At 44.0% G+C, this 17897-nt stretch carries 14 protein-coding genes; all 14 read right to left on the minus strand.

Annotation, left to right across the window (positions count from 1 at the left end; all coding sequences use genetic code 11):
• Positions 1–116 precede the first annotated feature (116 nt).
• Positions 117–3500, minus strand: coding sequence for a DNA polymerase III subunit alpha (locus EST42_RS07290; protein WP_134644861.1), 3384 nt, complete (start codon positions 3498–3500; stop codon positions 117–119).
• Positions 3501–3622: 122 nt separating this feature from the next.
• Complete coding sequence (locus tag EST42_RS07295; RefSeq protein ID WP_134644862.1) at positions 3623–3823, minus strand: YjzD family protein; 201 nt, start codon at positions 3821–3823, stop codon at positions 3623–3625.
• Between the two features lie 104 nt (positions 3824–3927).
• Positions 3928–4425, minus strand: coding sequence for a dihydrofolate reductase (locus EST42_RS07300; protein WP_134644863.1), 498 nt, complete (start codon positions 4423–4425; stop codon positions 3928–3930).
• Positions 4426–4431: 6 nt separating this feature from the next.
• The gene (locus EST42_RS07305; RefSeq protein WP_134644864.1) at positions 4432–6321 is read right to left on the minus strand and encodes an ABC-F family ATP-binding cassette domain-containing protein; all 1890 of its coding nucleotides are present in this window, start codon (positions 6319–6321) and stop codon (positions 4432–4434) included.
• A gap of 3 nt (positions 6322–6324) precedes the next feature.
• Positions 6325–7542 carry a CCA tRNA nucleotidyltransferase gene (locus tag EST42_RS07310; protein WP_010371786.1) on the minus strand — a complete coding sequence of 406 codons (1218 nt, stop codon included), beginning with the start codon at positions 7540–7542 and terminating at the stop codon, positions 6325–6327.
• A 216-nt stretch (positions 7543–7758) separates the two neighbouring features.
• Positions 7759–7896: a hypothetical protein gene (locus EST42_RS10580; protein WP_167711169.1), complete on the minus strand. Its 138-nt coding sequence runs from the start codon at positions 7894–7896 to the stop codon at positions 7759–7761.
• 398 nt (positions 7897–8294) lie between these two features.
• Positions 8295–8591 carry a hypothetical protein gene (locus tag EST42_RS07315; protein WP_134644865.1) on the minus strand — a complete coding sequence of 99 codons (297 nt, stop codon included), beginning with the start codon at positions 8589–8591 and terminating at the stop codon, positions 8295–8297.
• Positions 8592–8807: 216 nt separating this feature from the next.
• A complete protein-coding gene (glmS, locus tag EST42_RS07320; RefSeq protein WP_134644866.1) occupies positions 8808–10625 on the minus strand; it encodes a glutamine--fructose-6-phosphate transaminase (isomerizing) in 1818 nt (605 codons plus the stop codon).
• A 509-nt stretch (positions 10626–11134) separates the two neighbouring features.
• Entirely contained in the window at positions 11135–12340 is a 1206-nt protein-coding gene (locus EST42_RS07325; protein ID WP_134644867.1) for an ammonium transporter, read from the minus strand.
• Between the two features lie 351 nt (positions 12341–12691).
• On the minus strand, positions 12692–13222 hold the full coding sequence (locus EST42_RS07330) for a C39 family peptidase (protein WP_134644868.1): 531 nt from the start codon (positions 13220–13222) through the stop codon (positions 12692–12694).
• Positions 13223–13427: 205 nt separating this feature from the next.
• On the minus strand, positions 13428–13703 hold the full coding sequence (locus EST42_RS07335; RefSeq protein WP_134644869.1) for a hypothetical protein: 276 nt from the start codon (positions 13701–13703) through the stop codon (positions 13428–13430).
• Positions 13704–13856: 153 nt separating this feature from the next.
• Complete coding sequence (locus tag EST42_RS07340; RefSeq protein ID WP_134644870.1) at positions 13857–15008, minus strand: LCP family protein; 1152 nt, start codon at positions 15006–15008, stop codon at positions 13857–13859.
• Between the two features lie 745 nt (positions 15009–15753).
• Positions 15754–16539, minus strand: coding sequence for a glycosyltransferase (locus EST42_RS07345; RefSeq protein ID WP_167711171.1), 786 nt, complete (start codon positions 16537–16539; stop codon positions 15754–15756).
• Positions 16536–17879: a lipopolysaccharide biosynthesis protein gene (locus EST42_RS07350; protein ID WP_134644872.1), complete on the minus strand. Its 1344-nt coding sequence runs from the start codon at positions 17877–17879 to the stop codon at positions 16536–16538. Before EST42_RS07350 ends, EST42_RS07345 begins: the two co-directional genes overlap by 4 nt.
• Between the last annotated feature and the right edge of the window lie 18 nt (positions 17880–17897).

A 17897-nucleotide genomic window follows, 5' to 3' on the forward strand; every position in this document is an offset into this window, starting at 1 on the left:
TCTATTGTAACGCACTTTATCCGTCTTTTGATAGCCCTTTGTATTACAGCTTGACGACAGTGTTCGTTTTTAGCCAAAAAAACGAATTATCGTCTGATAAGTCGTCCGAATTGCTCTTAGTCTAACTGAAATACAACATTATTAGCCCCTAAAATCTGTTGTAAGGCATTTAAGGTGTCATCCCCATCGGTTAACCAATTTTGTTGGCCAAGCGCTAACTTTTTACCCGTTCCCTCATAGACCGCCAAAACTGGATTCTTGCCATGATGTGACTGAATCACAACATTTAACGCGTCAAGCGCGCCTGCTGCCTCAGCGGCGGCTGTTATTTTCAAATACCACCGCCCGGTTGCCCGACTAGTTTGCGCCTCCGATTGCCCTTGATCATTGGTACTACCAAAGCGTTTAATGGCTTCTTCCGCATCCATCACCGTATTTGCCACGATTTGGATGTCATCACGCCCGCGTTGCTGTTCGACTTTACCCGTCACAACGAGTACTTTTTCCGGTCCCAATAATGCTGCTGATCGCATAAACAATTGTGGGAATAACGTGATAGAAATCGAACCTGTTAGGTCCATCCCATCAACAAATGCCATTTGATCCCCTTTTTTAGTGCGAATCTTTTTGACATTTTCGACATACACAATAATCGTTGCCTGGTTCATTCCTACTGCCAGCGAGGCAATATCCAAACGCTTATTCTCAGGTATCGCGTTTAAATACGGTTCGATTGGGTGTCCGCTAAGATAAACGCCCAAATACTCACGTTCATAACCCAATTTTTCTGCCGATGGCAATTCATCAACTTCCCGTACTTTCGGCGTCAGCGACGCAAAAAGCGACATCGATTCACCAGCTAAACCAACCGCGTCGATGAACCCGCGCAACGATGCCAGAATTGAGGCACGATTATACCCAAACTCATCCAAAGCACCCGCATACACCAACGGTTCCAATTGTCCAGCTTTTCGATATTTGCTCTCTAAACGACCAATTAAGTTACCCAAATCTTTAAACGCTCCATTTTCCTGACGCTCACGCAAAATTGATTCACGAAAATCTCGGCGCATACCACCGATCGAAGCCAACCCCATTTGTAAGGCACCCGCTTTATTCATCGAGTAGCCTTGCCAAGAGTGATTAATACTTGGGCCTAGTAAAGTCACCCCCGATGCTTTTGCCTCTGCGATGTATGTACTGACCTTTTTCTTATCCGCAATGGCATCATTCAAAACCGCTTTATAGAAAGCCGCTGGATAATGTGCCTTAATATAGGCAAGCTGAAAGGCTAACTTCGAATAAGCAACCGCGTGGGACCGATTAAACCCGTACTGCGCAAACGTCTCGATATAACCGAATACCTGCTCAGCGACCTGACTATCATGTCCTTTTGCCACAGCTCCATTAACAAAATCTGTCTTCATGGCCGCAATTTTTGCGCCATCCTTTTTAGACATCGCACGACGCAACAAATCGGCACCACCTAGTGAGAAGCCCGCAAATTGTTCGGCAACACGCATCACCTGCTCTTGGTACACAATAATGCCATAGGTTGGCGCTAAAATATCAGCCATACTTTGGTCCGGCACGTTTTGAGCTTCTTGACCATGTTTACGGGCCACGAAATGCGGAATATTCTGCATTGGTCCAGGTCTGAAAAGCGCATTCGCGGCGACAATGTCCTCAAAGCGATCTGGCTGTAGTTGCCGCAAAATATTCTTCATCCCGGCCGATTCAAATTGGAAGACCCCATTTGTCATACCGTGACGGAATAAGCGTAACGTCGCGTCGTCATTTAAATCAATCGTCGCAATATTGAAATTAGCACTGTCTTTTTGTTTCTGGATTTCGCGCAACGCAATGTCTAAAATGTTCAAATTCGACAATGCCAAGAAATCCATTTTCAAAAGGCCAAGCACTTCTACCGGCCCCTTTGGTAATTGGGTCACCAACCGACCATCTTCACCCAGTTGCACCGGCATTGTATCAACCAATGGATTGGCTGACAGCACAACACCCGCTGCGTGCAAAGATGAATTACGTGGCAGCCCCTCTAGCTTACGGGCTGTCTCGTAAAGTAACTCACCGTCCACTGGCACGTCAATGAGGGCATTGCGGAATGGCTGCGATTGTTCATAGGCTGCCGTTAAATCAGTAGCATCGCGTGGCATCGCCTTTGATAGCGTGTCAATTTGACTAGGATTTAGTCCGAACACACGGGCGACGTCACGAATAACTGCACGTTGGGCCATAGTCGAGAACGTAATAATTTGTGCCACACGTTCATGGCCATACTTTTCATGCAGATAGGCAAGCACCTCTTCACGGCGGTTATCTGGAATATCAATATCGATATCCGGCATTTGTGCGCGTTCAGGATTTAAAAATCGCTCAAACAGTAAATCATAAGCAATTGGATCAACATCCGTAATCCATAGCGTATAAGCGACCAATGAACCCGCAGCCGAGCCACGACCAGGTCCCGTCCGAATCGCTTGCTTATGCGCAAAATTAATCACGTCCCAAACGATTAAGAAATAATCTGCGAACCCTAAGTCAATAATAACCGCTAACTCTTCATCCAGCCGTTGCCGATAAGCATACGCATCAACATCAAGCCCATGCAATCGATTTTTCAATCCCGTTTGGGCTAAAGTTCGTAAATAATCAGCGGACGTCTCATCATTCGGTGTCGTAAAAGCAGGCAACGTCACAGCCGACTTCACCAACTCAAAATTAGAGTGTTCGGCAATCCAATCGGTATTCGTAACTGCTTCGGCTAGACCAGCCGTTTCAAATGATGCTTGCCATTCACTGATAGTCGGCAAATACGCTGTGGCCGGTTCTCTCTGTGCCTGACCAACATTCGTAATGACCTCACCTTGCCCCAATTTTTGGATCACCTGCGCAGCAAGTTGATCACTTGCGTCAGCATAAGTTACTTCCGCCATCGCTAATAAACGGGCTCCCGTGGTGTCAGCCAATTGTTTCATAGCAGTTAACAATTCTGGGCGCATTGTTGGTGTCACGCCCAGAAATACATGATCGGCTGCTGAAGCGGTAATCAATGTTTGAATCATTGTCATTGCCCGTTCCGGCTCAGCCCCCAGTACAACCGACAATTCACCAACTGCAGGCAAGATCACATATAAACCTGATAAAAATTGCGCAATATCCGTAAACGAGGTGGTGTCATGGGTTTGTACATAGCTGCTAATCGCCAAAATGTGGTGATATCCCGTTTGGTTTTCCACTAAAAAGACAATCGGATAAGGTTGTGATGTCACAAGGCCGTGTAACGTGGCCGTTAAGCCCAAAATTGGCTTAATATCGGCTGCCTTCGCTGCGCGATAAAAATTATCCATGCCATACAAGACATTGTTATCCGTAATGGCCACAGCGGTGTAGCCCTTTGCCTTGGCAGATTTAACTAATTGGGCCGGCATCATTGGACTTTGTAACAAACTAAAGGCTGTCTTTGTCTGTAGCGGTACCATTGTGGGCTCCTTTCCGAACGTGTTCGTTCAAATTCGTTTTAACTTAATTTCATTATAGCGATTTGCATAACAAAAGACCACCCGCAGAACGTGAGTGGTCTTTAGAGTCGTGTAATCAACTGTTAGTCTTTAGCGTGAGCTGCATCCTTAGGCGCAGCGGACTTTGAAATAGCAGCAAATGCAATCGCACCGATTGCACCAATCACCATCGAAAATAGAGACGTTGCAGTTGCGTTGTATGAAGTTCCTTCCAAGGCACTACCGATATAACCGATAATTTCACCAAGAATGAACGTCCAAAAGAAAGTTACGACGTACTTCATTTTTTCTACCTCTTAGCCTTTTCTGGCCAAAATGATTTTACTGTCACAGTTTACGCCTATTCTAACCATTTGTCACTTTTTAAACTGTTCCAAATGGCTAACAATTATCGGCGCGTATATTTTACAATCCGCCAATCATAATCATTATCTGCATCAGCGCGTCCAGAGGCAATCTCTTCGGCAATCCATACCGTTTGATCAACCGGCGGCATGAGAACATCCCCCATAAAATCAGTATCTAAATAGGTAACGTACAAAATATCAGCCACTGGTAAGTAGCTATCATAAATTGCCTTACCACCAATAACCGCCAGTTTCATGCCTTTTTCATCGGCAACCTGCTCCGCTTCGGACATTGTATAGACTTTTTCAAAACCGGCGCGCACATCCAACGTTTCATCATGCGTTAACACCATGTTGATTCGCTCTGGCAAGGCACGCCCACCAAAGCTCAGCATCGTGTTGCGTCCCATCAAAGCAACTTGATGAATCGTTTGTTCCTTAAAAAACTTCATATCAGCTTTCTGTCGCCATGGAATCGAGCCATTTAATGCAATTGTGCCATTATTAGTCTGTGCCCAAATCAAAATCTTTTCAGCCACTATCGCTTACCCCTCTACGCGTTCTGACAATTCTTCCCAACGCATCATCTTATCTTCGAGCGCTTGGTTTGTCTCATCTAATTGTGCCTGTAACTCACTCAACTTACCAAAATCAGCCCCATTTTTGACCATGTCGTCCTCAATTTGACTAATCTTACCCTCAAGTTCAGCAATGTCATCCTCAATCGTTTCCCACTCTTTTTGCTCAGACCAGGTCAACTTCTTTTTCTTGGGTGCCTCGACAACCGGGTTCTTTTCTGCAGTAGGCTTAACTGGCTTTGGTGCATCCGTCGTCGGCGCCCCAAATTCAGCTAGGTAATCGCTAAACATACCCCGGTAACGCGTAATGCGGCCGGCGCCTTGGAAGATAATCAATTGGTTGGCTACCTTGTCCAAGAAGTAACGGTCGTGGGAAACGGTAATGACCGTGCCTGCAAACGAACGCAAGTAGTCCTCCAAAACCGTCAACGTACCAATGTCCAAGTCGTTAGTTGGCTCGTCCAACAGCAACACGTTCGGTTGTTGAATCAACAACTTCAATAAGTACAAACGACGCTTCTCACCACCTGACAATTGGCGAATCAACGTGCCGTGCATGAAGCTTGGGAATAAGAATTGCTCCAAGAGTTCAGCAGCAGATACAACGTTACCGTCACGGTCAGTCACTTCTTCAGCAACTTCGGATAGGTACGCCAACATACGCTTGTCCTCGGGAATTGGTTCCGTCACTTGCGTGTAGTAAACCATCTTAACTGTCTCACCAATTTCAATGACACCAGAGTCGAGTTGTTGCTCACCCGAAATTGCGTTCAATAACGTTGACTTACCCGTCCCATTTGGCCCTGTAATTCCAATACGTTGGTTGGCTTGAATCAATTCATTGAAATCATCCAAAATGACACGGCCATCAAAGGCCAAACTGGCATGTTCAATGTTGATAACCTTCTTACCCAAACGTTGTTGTCCCATGTTCACTTCAACATCGCCTTCAACTTGACGGGTACCTTGTTGCGCTGCAAGATCAGCAAAGGCAGTTTCGCGAGCCTTTTGCTTCGTAGAACGGGCCTTCGCACCTGTACGCATCCAAGCCAATTCCTTCTTGTAAAGTTGAGCAGACTTGTGTTCGGCAACCGCTTCGGCCTCAACACGTTCAGCCTTAGAGGTCACATACTTTTCATAGTTACCAATGTATTCGTACAACTTACCAAATGACATTTCGAAAATTCGGTTCGTTACGATATCCAAGAAGTAACGATCGTGGGTAACTGTCATCACAGCACCCTTGTAATCAGACAAGTACTTCTCCAACCACTCAATAGAATCAAAGTCCAAGTGGTTAGTTGGCTCGTCCAAAAGCAACAAATCAGGCGCTTGAATCAACACTTGGGCTAAACCAACACGCTTACGTTGCCCACCAGACAAAGCTGATACCGGCAAATCCAAATTAGGCAAATGCAATTGCGTCAAAATCGTCTTAACCTCAGACTCTGCTACCCAAGCATCTTCTTGCGTCATTTGTTGTTCCAATTTCGTGTAACGGTTCAACAATTTCTCATCAGTTGGATTAGCTGAATACGCCTCTAAAGCAGCCTCGTATTCTCGAATCAATTGGAATACTGGTTGTGCACCAGCGAAAATAGCTTCCATCACCTTCTTGTCACCATCTAGTGGTGGCTCTTGTTGCAAATAACCAATCGTATAGTCATTTGGTGTATTAATTGATCCGCTGTCGGCAGGATTCAAGCCCGAAATGGCGTTCAATAACGTCGTCTTGCCAGTTCCGTTTACCCCGACAATTCCGACACGGTCCCCAGTTTCGATTAGGAAAGAAACTTGGTCAAGCAAGGTCTTCTCACCATAAACACTCTTTAAATCAGTCGCACGTAATTGCTTCATCGTTTACTTCTTCGCTTTCTCTGCCATTGTTTGTGCCTCTGCCAAAAGCACATCATGACTATTGTTCAGGTCACCAGCAACCACTTTTTGCTCAAGCGTTGCCAGAATCTTACCGAATAACGGCCCTGGCTGCATCCCCAATTCCTTGGTTAGGTTACCACCGTTAAAGGCTAACTCACCCTTATTTTTTATCTTCAAATCTTCATAGCGTGACTTAAGCCCCGCGACATCAACAACCAGTTCACTCAACTTAGCAACCGCTAACACGTTGTCGATGGCGTTACCTGCTTCGTACAAATCCCAGGCCGCGACATCACCTAATCGGAGCTTATTGAGCAACTTAATTGAAGCCTTGATTGTCTTAACCATATCGTTAGATTGCTTCCACTTTTTCAAGAAAACAACCGCATCTTCTGGTGTTAGGCCAAGCTCAAATACCAATAGTGTCCACGCTGCCACGTCATTTTGAGGTTGCGCATCTGCTAATAGTTCCGCATAACCAATCAAATCAATATCAACCACCTCAAGGCCGGGCATATACTGATTTAAATTCGTTGCAATCATTTCCAACAGACCGTAGCGAGCTGCCTTACCTTGTAGCAACTTGGTGAACTCTACGTTTGTTCGTTCGATTGCAATGTTCGCTAATAATGGCGCATTGTCCTTGATAGCTTGCAATGTAGCTGCTTCAATTTTGAAGTCTAACTGTGCTGCGAAACGAACTGCCCGCATCATGCGTAGCGCATCTTCATGAAAACGCTCTTCCGCTTCGCCAACGGCGCGTAAAATATGATTGTCCATGTCTGACAAACCATCAAACATATCAATAATTTCGCCGTCCTTGGTCAACGCAAAGGCGTTAACCGTGAAATCCCGGCGCTTTAAATCTTCTGCTAAGGAACGAACAAACGTCACCTCATCCGGACGTCGAAAATCTGTATAGGTCGACTCCGTTCGGAAAGTCGTTGTTTCATATCCTTGACCGTGATCCAGAATCATGACTGTGCCATGTTCGATCCCCGTATCCACCGTTCGCTCAAACAAAGCCTTCACTTCCTCTGGATACGCCGATGTGGCAATATCCACATCGTGAATTGGCTTACCCAACAACGTATCGCGGACTGATCCGCCGACGAAATACGCTTCAAAGCCAGCCGCCTCAATCGTTTCTAAAATTGGCAATGCCGCAACGAACTCTGCTGGCATATTCTCTAACTTCATTTCAAAGGTCCTCCTTGGACTTACTCGTTCTTTAAGTATACCAGGAATTTGTTGTTAATTTGGCGTACCGTAAACTAAACAAGGTTCATATCAAGGTTATAAAGCAATTGAGATTAGATAGCAAAGTAACTCTCATTACTAGATGCAACGAACTATACACAAAAACAGCTGAATTCACATTGTGAAATTAGGCTCTAAAATATTGGATACTGATGACTACTCGTTCACTCGACCGGTTGATGGCACCTTTTTTAATGCAAAATTAAACGGAATATCTTGTGCTGATGCCATCACTTGGGTTAGCCCAACCAATCCAAAAATCAATATTGCAACCGCAACTAACCATTTTTTCATGATACCAATATATGTACGGCGATCAGAATACACCACCTAATAATTAAAAATTATACCAATTCCGATTACTACTACTGCAGACAACATCACTTATTTACGCACGTCAAAACAACATTAACCAATATAAACTAGTATTCTATATATAACCACACCTCTAAATTGACAGTTGTAAAATTGTTAAACGTTTAACTTGAATCTCAAAAAAAATAGTACGCACCATTTTCAAAAAATAAAATGTCCTAAAATTCACAGCAAAAAAAAAGAATTGATTAGCCATTCGGCTCATCAACTCCTTTAGTATTGTAAATACATACCAATCGACAATTAAGCATCATTACACACCAAGATGGATAATCCCGCCGCAACTCATCCATCAGTCGCACACGTTACATATTTAACTATCCCAAATATTTTTTCAACTCTACCCCACTAGCAATCACTTCACTGTCATCTGAGAGTAGTCCAAATTCTTGTACTTCTGCCTTTATCATCCTTTGCCACATCTCGTCATCAACTTTCTCAGTTAACTTAACAGAAAAAGGCAACCCACCTTGTAAAATAATTTGATGGTAGGACATATTGGTTGCAGCTGGAGCGTCAAATACAAGGTCCTGCAAGATATGTTTCCCTTTCTTTTTAACATCTTTTTCCAGCCACGCTTGTACAACTTCACTTTTTGGTGCATTTGCTCCCATAACAATCACCTCCTGAAATTCATTGTATTAAAAAGGGAGGCTTTGATAGCATTTGTCATTTCAAACTAAAAATACGCTTTATAACAGAGGCAGTTTGGCCAATATACTAAAGTATTTCACTGACGCTAAACGTTTTATCCAGACAACTACCCAAAGATAATCGATTGCAAAAAGCCCAAGACGAAACAGACGTCTTGGGCTTCCTCTTTTAAACTCTTATTGTACAGTAACTGACTTGGCCAAGTTACGTGGACGATCGACATCCAAACCACGGCCGAGTGACGTGTAGTATGCCAACAATTGTGTTGGTACCACTGACAATAACGGTGACAACAACTCATTCACATCAGGCAAGATTAAATCATCACCTTCTTTAGCCAATGATTGCGTCACAATTGTGTAAGCTCGTGAGCCACGCGCTTGCGTTTCTGCCAAGTTACCACGAACCAGGCCAGCTGTCTTTGCTTGTGTAATCAAAGCAATTACTGGTGTGCCGTCTTCAATCAAGGCCAACGTACCGTGCTTCAATTCACCAGCCGCAAATCCTTCAGCTTGCACGTATGAAATTTCTTTCAACTTCAGTGCCGCTTCCAGCGAAACTGTTGAGTCAACACCACGGCCAATAAAGAAGGCATTCCGTGACTCAACCAAATATTGGTTAGCAACTTGTTGCAACGTTTCCTTGTCATCAACGATTCCTTGAATACCTACGGCAATCTTAGACAAATCTTGTTCCAAATCAAAACCAAGCGTTGCACGGTCAGCAATCGCATAGGCCAAAATTGCTTGCAAAGCGACTTGCGCCACGTACGCCTTCGTTGAGGCAACCGCAATTTCAGGACCTGCCAACAATGGCAATGCATAAGTTGCTTCACGCCATAGCGTTGACTTCTCGACATTTGTTAGCGTCAGTGACTTAAAGCCTTGTGCATTAACGTTTTGAAGCACTTCACGTGAGTCAGCCGTTTCACCAGATTGCGTCAAGAAGATAAAGAATGGCTTCTCTGACAATAATGGTTGCTCGTAAGCAAACTCTGATGACAAGTGAACTTCAGTTGGCACACCCGCCCATTGTTCAAATAAGCGCTTACCTACCAAACCGGCGTGATATGACGTACCGGCAGCGACAATGTACAAACGATCGGCCGCTTTAAGATCGTTCAAAATGGCTTGACCAACGTGCACGCCGCCTTCATTATCTAGATATTTCTCGATCAAGTGGCGAATCACAATTGGTTGTTCATCAATTTCCTTCAACATATAGAAAGGATACGTACCCTTGTCAGTTTCTGAGGCATCAATGTCCAAATGGAACGGCTCACGGGCCGTTTCATTACCATCAACATCAAAAAGTTGCACCTTATCTGGGTCAATAATCGCGATTTCACCATCATGTAACTCAATAAAATCGTGCGTTTGATCCAACATCGCCACCGCATCCGACGTCACCACGTTAAAGTCGTCTCCAACACCGATTAGCAATGGTGACTTTTGCTTAGCAACGTACATACGGTCTGGTTCATTACGATCCATCAACAAAAAACCATAGGCAGAGTTCGTGTCTAACAAGCTGATCAACTTACGCAAGGCGTCAAATGTTGACATGCCTTCATCCGCAAACTTGCCAATTAATTGGACGGCAACTTCCGTATCTGTGTCTGAATGGAAAGTCACATCGGCCAAATATTCTTGCTTTAATTCTAAGTAATTTTCAATCACACCGTTGTGAACCAGGTAAAAACGACCATCGGCTGACAAATGTGGGTGTGCATTAGCAATTGATGGCACACCGTGAGTTGCCCACCGCGTGTGTGCAATACCGCTTTTTCCAGTCACATTTTTTGTACCAACCAACGCCTCAAGTTGCGCAACACGGCCCTTTTCTTTCACTAACTGATCAGTTCCCAATGCTTGGTCAGCAACAAACAAACCCGCAGAATCATACCCACGGTATTCAAGCTTTTCCAATCCCTTCAACAAGATTGGTGCTGATTGATAATTTAATCCCGTAAATCCAACAATTCCGCAATACATATTTTGTTCCCCCTAATGCACTATCATAAATAAAGTGGTATACACTTACATTTCTTCATTGCGTTTTAATACATAACCTATAATACCTTTAAAAAAAGCACGGTCAACTAAATTACGGTATATTTTATTTTAATTGGTAAAAATTGGTATAGCCTTACGTATAGACCAATTTTGATTAATTATCTCTAATAGTTAGCTGAAAGCGCGCCCCAATTGCCTTTCACCACCTTAAGTAGCGAACCAAAAAAGCCAGGTTACACGTCAATGTGCAACCTGGGCTTTAACAATTAATCATCGCTTATTAATGCTTCTTCGCATCCTTAGCGGGGTAAGTGTTCGTATTCATCTTTTCGAAGGCACGAACAGCGCGATCAACTTTCTTATTCAGCATGCTCAAACTAAACATATGAAATCCCCCTTTTCATTTTGCTTTTGTAAAGAAACCCTTTACAAACTTGTAATATTTGGTTTTAAATACATTACCGCGAATAATACGTATTGTCAACCATTTATTTTGTGAACGTTAGTGACTCACCGTGTTGCAGCAAATCAACACCCGTTAGCTCAGCCTTTTCACCGATTCTGAGTGGTACGATGAGGCCTACAATTTTAGCAATTGCCCAGGTCATAACGACGGAAACCGCTATTGTCAGAAGAATTCCAGCCATTTGTACACCCATCAAGTGCCAATTTCCTTGTAACAAACTAGTCGTTCCCGCCAGCGTTTTTGTGGCAAATACACCCGTTAGTAGACCACCAAACACACCACCGACACCGTGCAAGCCAAATGCATCCAGTGTGTCATCATAACCCATGCGGTATTTAATCACCGTCGTCGCAATGTAAACAACTAACGACACGAACACACCCATAATCGCTGCCGACACCGGCTCAACGAATCCCGCACCTGGTGTAATCGCAACCAACCCGGCAATGGCCCCTGACATGGCCCCAGCAACTTTAACCTGGCGGAAGACCAGCAAGTCGAACATGACCCATGTCAGCATACCGACCGAGGACGCAATACTTGTGTTAATGAAGGCCAACACCGCCACACCGTTTGCTGCTAAAGCTGACCCGGCGTTAAAACCGAACCAGCCAAACCATAGCAAGCCACCACCAATGACAACAGAAAGCATATTGTGAACTGTTAACGTAGTGGCCTGCTTACGCTTTCCGATAATCAGGGCCAAGGTAAGTCCTGCTACACCAGAAGAAATGTGCACCACATCACCACCAGCAAAATCTAACGCCCCCATCTGAGCCAGCAAACCACCGCCCCAAACCATGTGAGCTAATGGCACATATACTAATAACATCCATCCCAGTAGAAACAAGATAAACGCTTTGAAGTTCATTCGCCCGACTACCGAACCAGCAATGATTGCCATAGTAATCATCGGGAACATCCCCTGGAACAACGCAAAGACGCCATCTGGGATACTTAGACCTCGTGAGCTACTAGTCATGGATAACCCGTGAAAGAAGGCTGTCCGTAGATCACCAATGATTAAGCCGTGACCACTGAAAGCTAACGAATAGCCAACCGCAAACCACACTGTACCACCGATTGCAATGGCAATTAGCACCATGGCTAACGTGTTCACTGTTGATCGCACATCTGTGAATCCACCATAGAACAATGCCAATCCAGGCACCATCAACCAAACTAACGCGGCACTGACAAGTACCCATGCAATATCCGACCCCACCATATCGCTACCTCCTGATATCTCTCATCGAATTCTAATTTATAATCAGTATAGGCACTCTCTTAGTGCATACTCACAATTGTGTTAGGAATGATGACATCTGCTGGTCTGGACCAATGCAAAACCCCCAGCTAGTAGCACTCGTTTAAGAAGCTACTAGCTGGGGGTTGGCATTACCTATTATTTCAGTTGCGTTTTGACGTAAGTCGCAAAATCAGTATGCGAATCCTGCGCAGCTTGCCAATGATAAGATTAATTCCTTTACCTGTTTGTTTTTGCATGTATCCACATACTCAATCGCAAATACGGGTGTGCTGGCATCCCAATCATGTGGGTCAGCTGACAGGCAGCCAATTAAACCATCCACTGAGTTCCACCATTGCAGAATTGGTGGTTGTAGGAATCAAAAACTTCGGTATTCCCATCAATATTACCGTACGATGCTACTGGGTGACCAATCCCCAGGTTAATCAAAAAAATAACTGGATAGCCATCACGCAAGTCATCTTTGACTTGCGCTGGCGTTGTGAGGTTGCGCGTTGCATAGCCGAAACTATTGACCATACGAACTAAGTCACGACCTGAAGCGCCATATAACATACTTGCGCCACCCAAACGATCAGCAACATCGCGTGGTGTTGTATTGATGCCATATGAACCATTCATAATCATCGCGATAGTTGAAGGAACACACCCGGTCGCCCCGAAAGTGCCACCGTTAAACCAAGTACCCGACCAACGGCCATCCCACTGTGAAAAGTATGTTGGCTTACCAGGTACTGCCCGAGAATAAAATGTGCCATCGTTGCCAAAGTAGTACTTCTTGTTATTAATCATTTGGAGTCCTTGTACCGCTCGTCCATCACGACCAACATAATAATTCATCCCCCAAGCAGTTTCCCATTGTGAATTCTGCTGGACACCATTCTGGAACCAATAGTAGACCCCATATAGAAACGGAAACCCGTAAAGTTGGCACCATTAGTCACCCAACGCTAACCACTATTATTCACGGGCACGTAGGCATCTTTCACCTTACCTCGCAAAAAGAACGTCCCATTGTCACCAAAACTTTACACCGTCCCATTAATCACTTGGTTACCTTGGACGGCCCGGCTGTTATCGTCCGTATAATAACGCATGCCCCAGGCCTCACGCCAGCCAGCATCTTGGCGAACACACTAACAAACCAATAATACATCCCCATATAATAACGGAAACCCGTAAACGGTTTACCATTTTCAAGCCAATTCCAACCGCCATTAGCCGCAGATACATCTGGCGAATAAACATATCCTGTCCGATTATCTGCTGAAACCGACGTCGTTAGTAGCGAAGTTGTGCCCAAAACACCTACAGCTCCCATTAAAAAGAGCTTTTACTACCTTATTCATTACATTAACTCCCCAAATCCAACCTTGTTACGCATTTCACTTTTTAATAATGTGCTATATTGCGATTAAAAACAAGTATTTTTACCCTCAAAAAAAGAGTGCCTAAAATGGCACTCTTTTCGTTATTATTCAGTTGGTACACCATTGGCAATCATCACATCAGTGGAAATATTGCCACCATATAAGTTACCTGTATTAGCTGATGGCAAGCCCAACGACTTACGCAACACATTCGTTGCTCGTTGTTGTTCAGAGCTTGAAACGACTTCGGTTGAACCAGACGTCAAACTGTACCCCGTTCCTTGAATGTGATCATTCTTCACGTTGTTAGCCGCCCCTGAATACTTTGTCGCAATCGCTAACATATCGTTGTAGCTCAAGTCAGTTTGCATTGATGAAGAAATTGAATTCAAGAAATCCGTATTCAACAACTTTGTTGGATTGCTCTTCGCTGCGTCAACAATCCCTTGTAGCACCAATCTTTGACGTTCCTGACGACCATAGTCACCCTGTGGATCATCGTAACGCATCCGTGAAAAGGCCAAGGCAGCCTTACCTGTCATCTTAGTGTGTGACACACCGTTGTATGACCACGTTGTTGATCCTTGCGTAAAGCTGTACAAATCACCCGCGTCAGTGTGAGCCGTCTCAGGGTTATACGCAAACGTCAATGGTGACGTCACCGTAATGCCACCAACTTTGTTAACAACCTTTTCCATGCCGCCCATGTTAACCAATGCATAAAAGTCAATTGGAATATTTAGCCAATCCTGAATCGTCTTAATTGTTGATTCGGCCGATCCGTAAGCATACGCCGCATTAATTTTTTGTGGGAAGGTATCCTCATACCCATCAATTGCGACCAACGTATCACGTGGAATTGACATAATCGTTGTCTTATCTGTTTTAGGATTAATGGTCACAATCATAATTGAGTCAGTTCGACCTTTGTAATTTCGTCCCAAAGCACCCGTGTCTGTCCCCAATAGCAACAATGACACTGGCTTACCATCTGACAAGACAGCCGACACATCACGTGCCTTCTTCATAGTCGGTGCCACATATGACTTATCGATAGCACTCTTAGTCTGCATATATACATAGCCGAATAAGCCAGCAATTACCAAGACAATCACCAATAAGATTGATAAAATCCAATTACGGACTTTATGTGATTTCTTTGGACCCTGATTTTTTGGGGCTTTTTGTTTTTTTCCGCCACGTTCATTCGCTAAGCGACTTGAGCGTGAAACGAGTTGTGTTTGCTCGTTATCCATGAGCCACTCCTTCTCAACTGTAATTCATACTTGTGCATTTATTGTAAAACGAAACTGGCTAAATTGCCGTAAATTCCCGTTGATGTTTATTTTTTTATAAACACTCCCATACTTGTAGTCAGTAATTCAGCCTAAAAAGACTGCTACATATCCTAAAATCCGAAAAAACTAGCGCAAAAAAACGGTGACCGAACTGTTATCGATCACCATCTCTTAATTTCGACTAATTTTCATTGATGCGAGCTGCGACTAATAACGCCATCCCCATCACACCAATAAATCCACCGGCTAAAAATGACACTAACATCATCATAATTAGTCCTCCTCTATTTCTTCTCTATCTCCTTATATTACTAATTGTTTATGAACGATTTGCGAAGGTTGTTCATTTTTTTATCTGTCACTTTAAAATCTTGAACGCCGCTGGCAGATATTTTACACTTATTTTTGGAGCCAATTCACAATATGTATATACTGAGAATCATTTTAGCTTTTATCCTTGGCGGATTAGCGAACGTTGCTGGCATGGACACGCTAGTTGCTGGTCGGCATTCAGAAAAAGGTTAATCATCACAAAAGCAGTCACTTATGGCACAACGTCATTGGTGACTGCTTTTTACTACAACTTGATCAGCGCCCAGAATAGCAATCGTTTCCGCCAAGGTAACGACCTAGCCTCTGATTCATACCGCTTGGTTACCCGTATTAATTGCGGAGCGTTTAGCCATCCGCCAGGTTGACGGCATTAGCGGCGACTATCCATCACCACTGTGTCCGCAACTTTTGCAGCACTTAACGTAATTGGCACTTTCGGTAGCAACACTTCTAAAAAGCACTGACTATTAGCCACGATATCAAACGATAAGCGGCGTGTCGTGGACTGCGCTGTTGGCAGGTACTGATAATAGACGGCCGGTACAAATCGCACGTTGGTAGCCACTTGGCAAGCCGTAACGTTAAATAACATGTCTTCACCCATGTGCAAGGATTCATTGAACGTTAGGTTAGCGTCTCTGCTTAATTGTGTGCGATAAAATTTGTTAAACTGTTCTGGTCCCACACCCTCATAGCTCGTTACCACCGGCATGTTTAACATTACCTGCATTAATTGGAATCGGTTTGCTTCATTTAACGACATGTCATGTGCCTGACCATTTCTAACAAACAAAACCAAATCAATTTGGCTCTGCTGATTTATCAGGTGCGTCTTTATAATGTTGTTTAACACAAGGCCATCCACTTCATCATCAGCGTCAACGAATACAATGTATATTCCCTTGGCCACCGCTATACCTTGATTTCTGGCCGATGCTGCGCCACCATGCTGTGCGACGATTAGTCGACCATCCTCAAATAATTTTAGCTGATGTCGGATTACGTCAAGACTTCTATCAGTGGATCCATCATCAATAAAAATCACCTCCACTGCAGTGACTAACCGCAACTGTTGCATTAGGGCCGGTAACGTTTTGGCATTGTTATACACTGGCACGATAATACTCAGTAGTGGTTGCCCTTTAAATTCACTCATCGTAAATACTTTCTCCCAGTCATTTGACGCCACATGATTTTGCATAAATCACGGGTCTCAATTTGGCAACTGAACGCCAAGATAAAAACAACACTATAGCCAACAACACTACCCATCCCCGTAAAAATTAAACCTAGCCACCCCATTTGTGGTAGCCACCCATGACATAAATAGTGCACACCAACCAAACCCGCTAACGCAACATGATAGGCCGTAAACTTTACTAAAGGGCATTTGGCACTTTGTTGAAAGCCGTGTTTGAAAACCAGCCACGGCTCCCACCAGAAATTAACGACTAAATTACTAATAATATTCCCCAGCAACACCGCATTGATTCCCAAATCAGTTTGCGTGATTAGCCACAAACTAGTTCCCAAATTCACACCCGCTTCAACTAAAGATTTATATCGCATGGTCCAAAATAATCCCAACGCTGCTGCAAAACTTAAATTTGCTTGTCGCAACATCGTAAATCCCAAATTAATCACGATTAAAAAGACCGTGAAATCAGCCAGAACATATGCTGGTCCAAATACTAACCGAATGAAATCCTGCATCACAGTAAAGCAGCCCCCTGCTAAGACCGTACTAACTAACGCAATTAAACATAAGTTGCGATAGTACGCGACTTGCTGTTGCGCTACGCTTTCGGTTACGCCAATGTGGCCAAAAACGCCAACAATCGCTGCCATTACCTGGCCAACTAAACTACTTAACCCTTGGACAATTAACGCGTAATTTGTATAGGCACCCAAAACACTTAATCCTAGATACTTAGAAATCAATAAATTATCGGTACCGTTAACGACAATAACACCAACCTTCGCTGAAATATTTCCAAGGACGTTCTCTCGTAATTTTTGTTTGATGGTTTCTGGGATGCGTTGTGATGAACGCCAAGTCAGCATTGGATACTGTTGCTTAGCCCGCCAATTAATCAACAAATTAGCAAGTAGCGTTCCCCCAATGTGGAGCATTAAGAAGGCCACATAGTTTTGCCAAACAACTAGGACAACAATTTGCACAATGTTTTGAATGAACCGGCATCCTACCTGATTGATATTATTCACGTACGCGCGTTGATCAGCAATAAACAACGAACGGGCATATGAGAAAAAATAACTCAACGCCGTGCCAATAACATACAAGTAAAACATAAACTGAATGTGTGGAATTGTTAGACCCGGCTTTACAAAGAACGGTAACCCAGCAGCCAATAAAAGGCCCAGTAATAAAATGGTAAATCCAATGCCGCCGTACAAACGTCGGTAACAAGTCAGCAGCGCATCTACTAGTCCCATGTCTCGATTCGCTAATGGTCGATACAACGAAAATGTCATGGCCGCCCCGATGCCTAA

This window comes from Weissella cibaria (genome assembly GCF_004521965.1).
Lineage (GTDB): Bacteria > Bacillota > Bacilli > Lactobacillales > Lactobacillaceae > Weissella > Weissella cibaria_A.

Bases quoted from the DNA above. Each gene is read 5' to 3' on its own strand.
- EST42_RS07290 (WP_134644861.1), bottom strand. From the start codon at position 3,500: ATGGTACCGCTACAGACAAAGACAGCCTTTAGTTTGTTACAAAGTCCA.
- EST42_RS07295 (WP_134644862.1), bottom strand. From the start codon at position 3,823: ATGAAGTACGTCGTAACTTTCTTTTGGACGTTCATTCTTGGTGAAATT.
- EST42_RS07305 (WP_134644864.1), bottom strand. From the start codon at position 6,321: ATGAAGCAATTACGTGCGACTGATTTAAAGAGTGTTTATGGTGAGAAG.
- EST42_RS07310 (WP_010371786.1), bottom strand. From the start codon at position 7,542: ATGAAGTTAGAGAATATGCCAGCAGAGTTCGTTGCGGCATTGCCAATT.
- EST42_RS10580 (WP_167711169.1), bottom strand. From the start codon at position 7,896: ATGAAAAAATGGTTAGTTGCGGTTGCAATATTGATTTTTGGATTGGTT.
- EST42_RS07315 (WP_134644865.1), bottom strand. From the start codon at position 8,591: ATGGGAGCAAATGCACCAAAAAGTGAAGTTGTACAAGCGTGGCTGGAA.
- glmS (WP_134644866.1), bottom strand. From the start codon at position 10,625: ATGTATTGCGGAATTGTTGGATTTACGGGATTAAATTATCAATCAGCA.
- EST42_RS07325 (WP_134644867.1), bottom strand. From the start codon at position 12,340: ATGGTGGGGTCGGATATTGCATGGGTACTTGTCAGTGCCGCGTTAGTT.
- EST42_RS07330 (WP_134644868.1), bottom strand. From the start codon at position 13,222: ATGAATTATTATGTTGGTCGTGATGGACGAGCGGTACAAGGACTCCAA.
- EST42_RS07335 (WP_134644869.1), bottom strand. From the start codon at position 13,703: ATGGGAGCTGTAGGTGTTTTGGGCACAACTTCGCTACTAACGACGTCG.
- EST42_RS07340 (WP_134644870.1), bottom strand. From the start codon at position 15,008: ATGGATAACGAGCAAACACAACTCGTTTCACGCTCAAGTCGCTTAGCG.
- EST42_RS07345 (WP_167711171.1), bottom strand. From the start codon at position 16,539: ATGAGTGAATTTAAAGGGCAACCACTACTGAGTATTATCGTGCCAGTG.
- EST42_RS07350 (WP_134644872.1), bottom strand. From the start codon at position 17,879: ATGACATTTTCGTTGTATCGACCATTAGCGAATCGAGACATGGGACTA.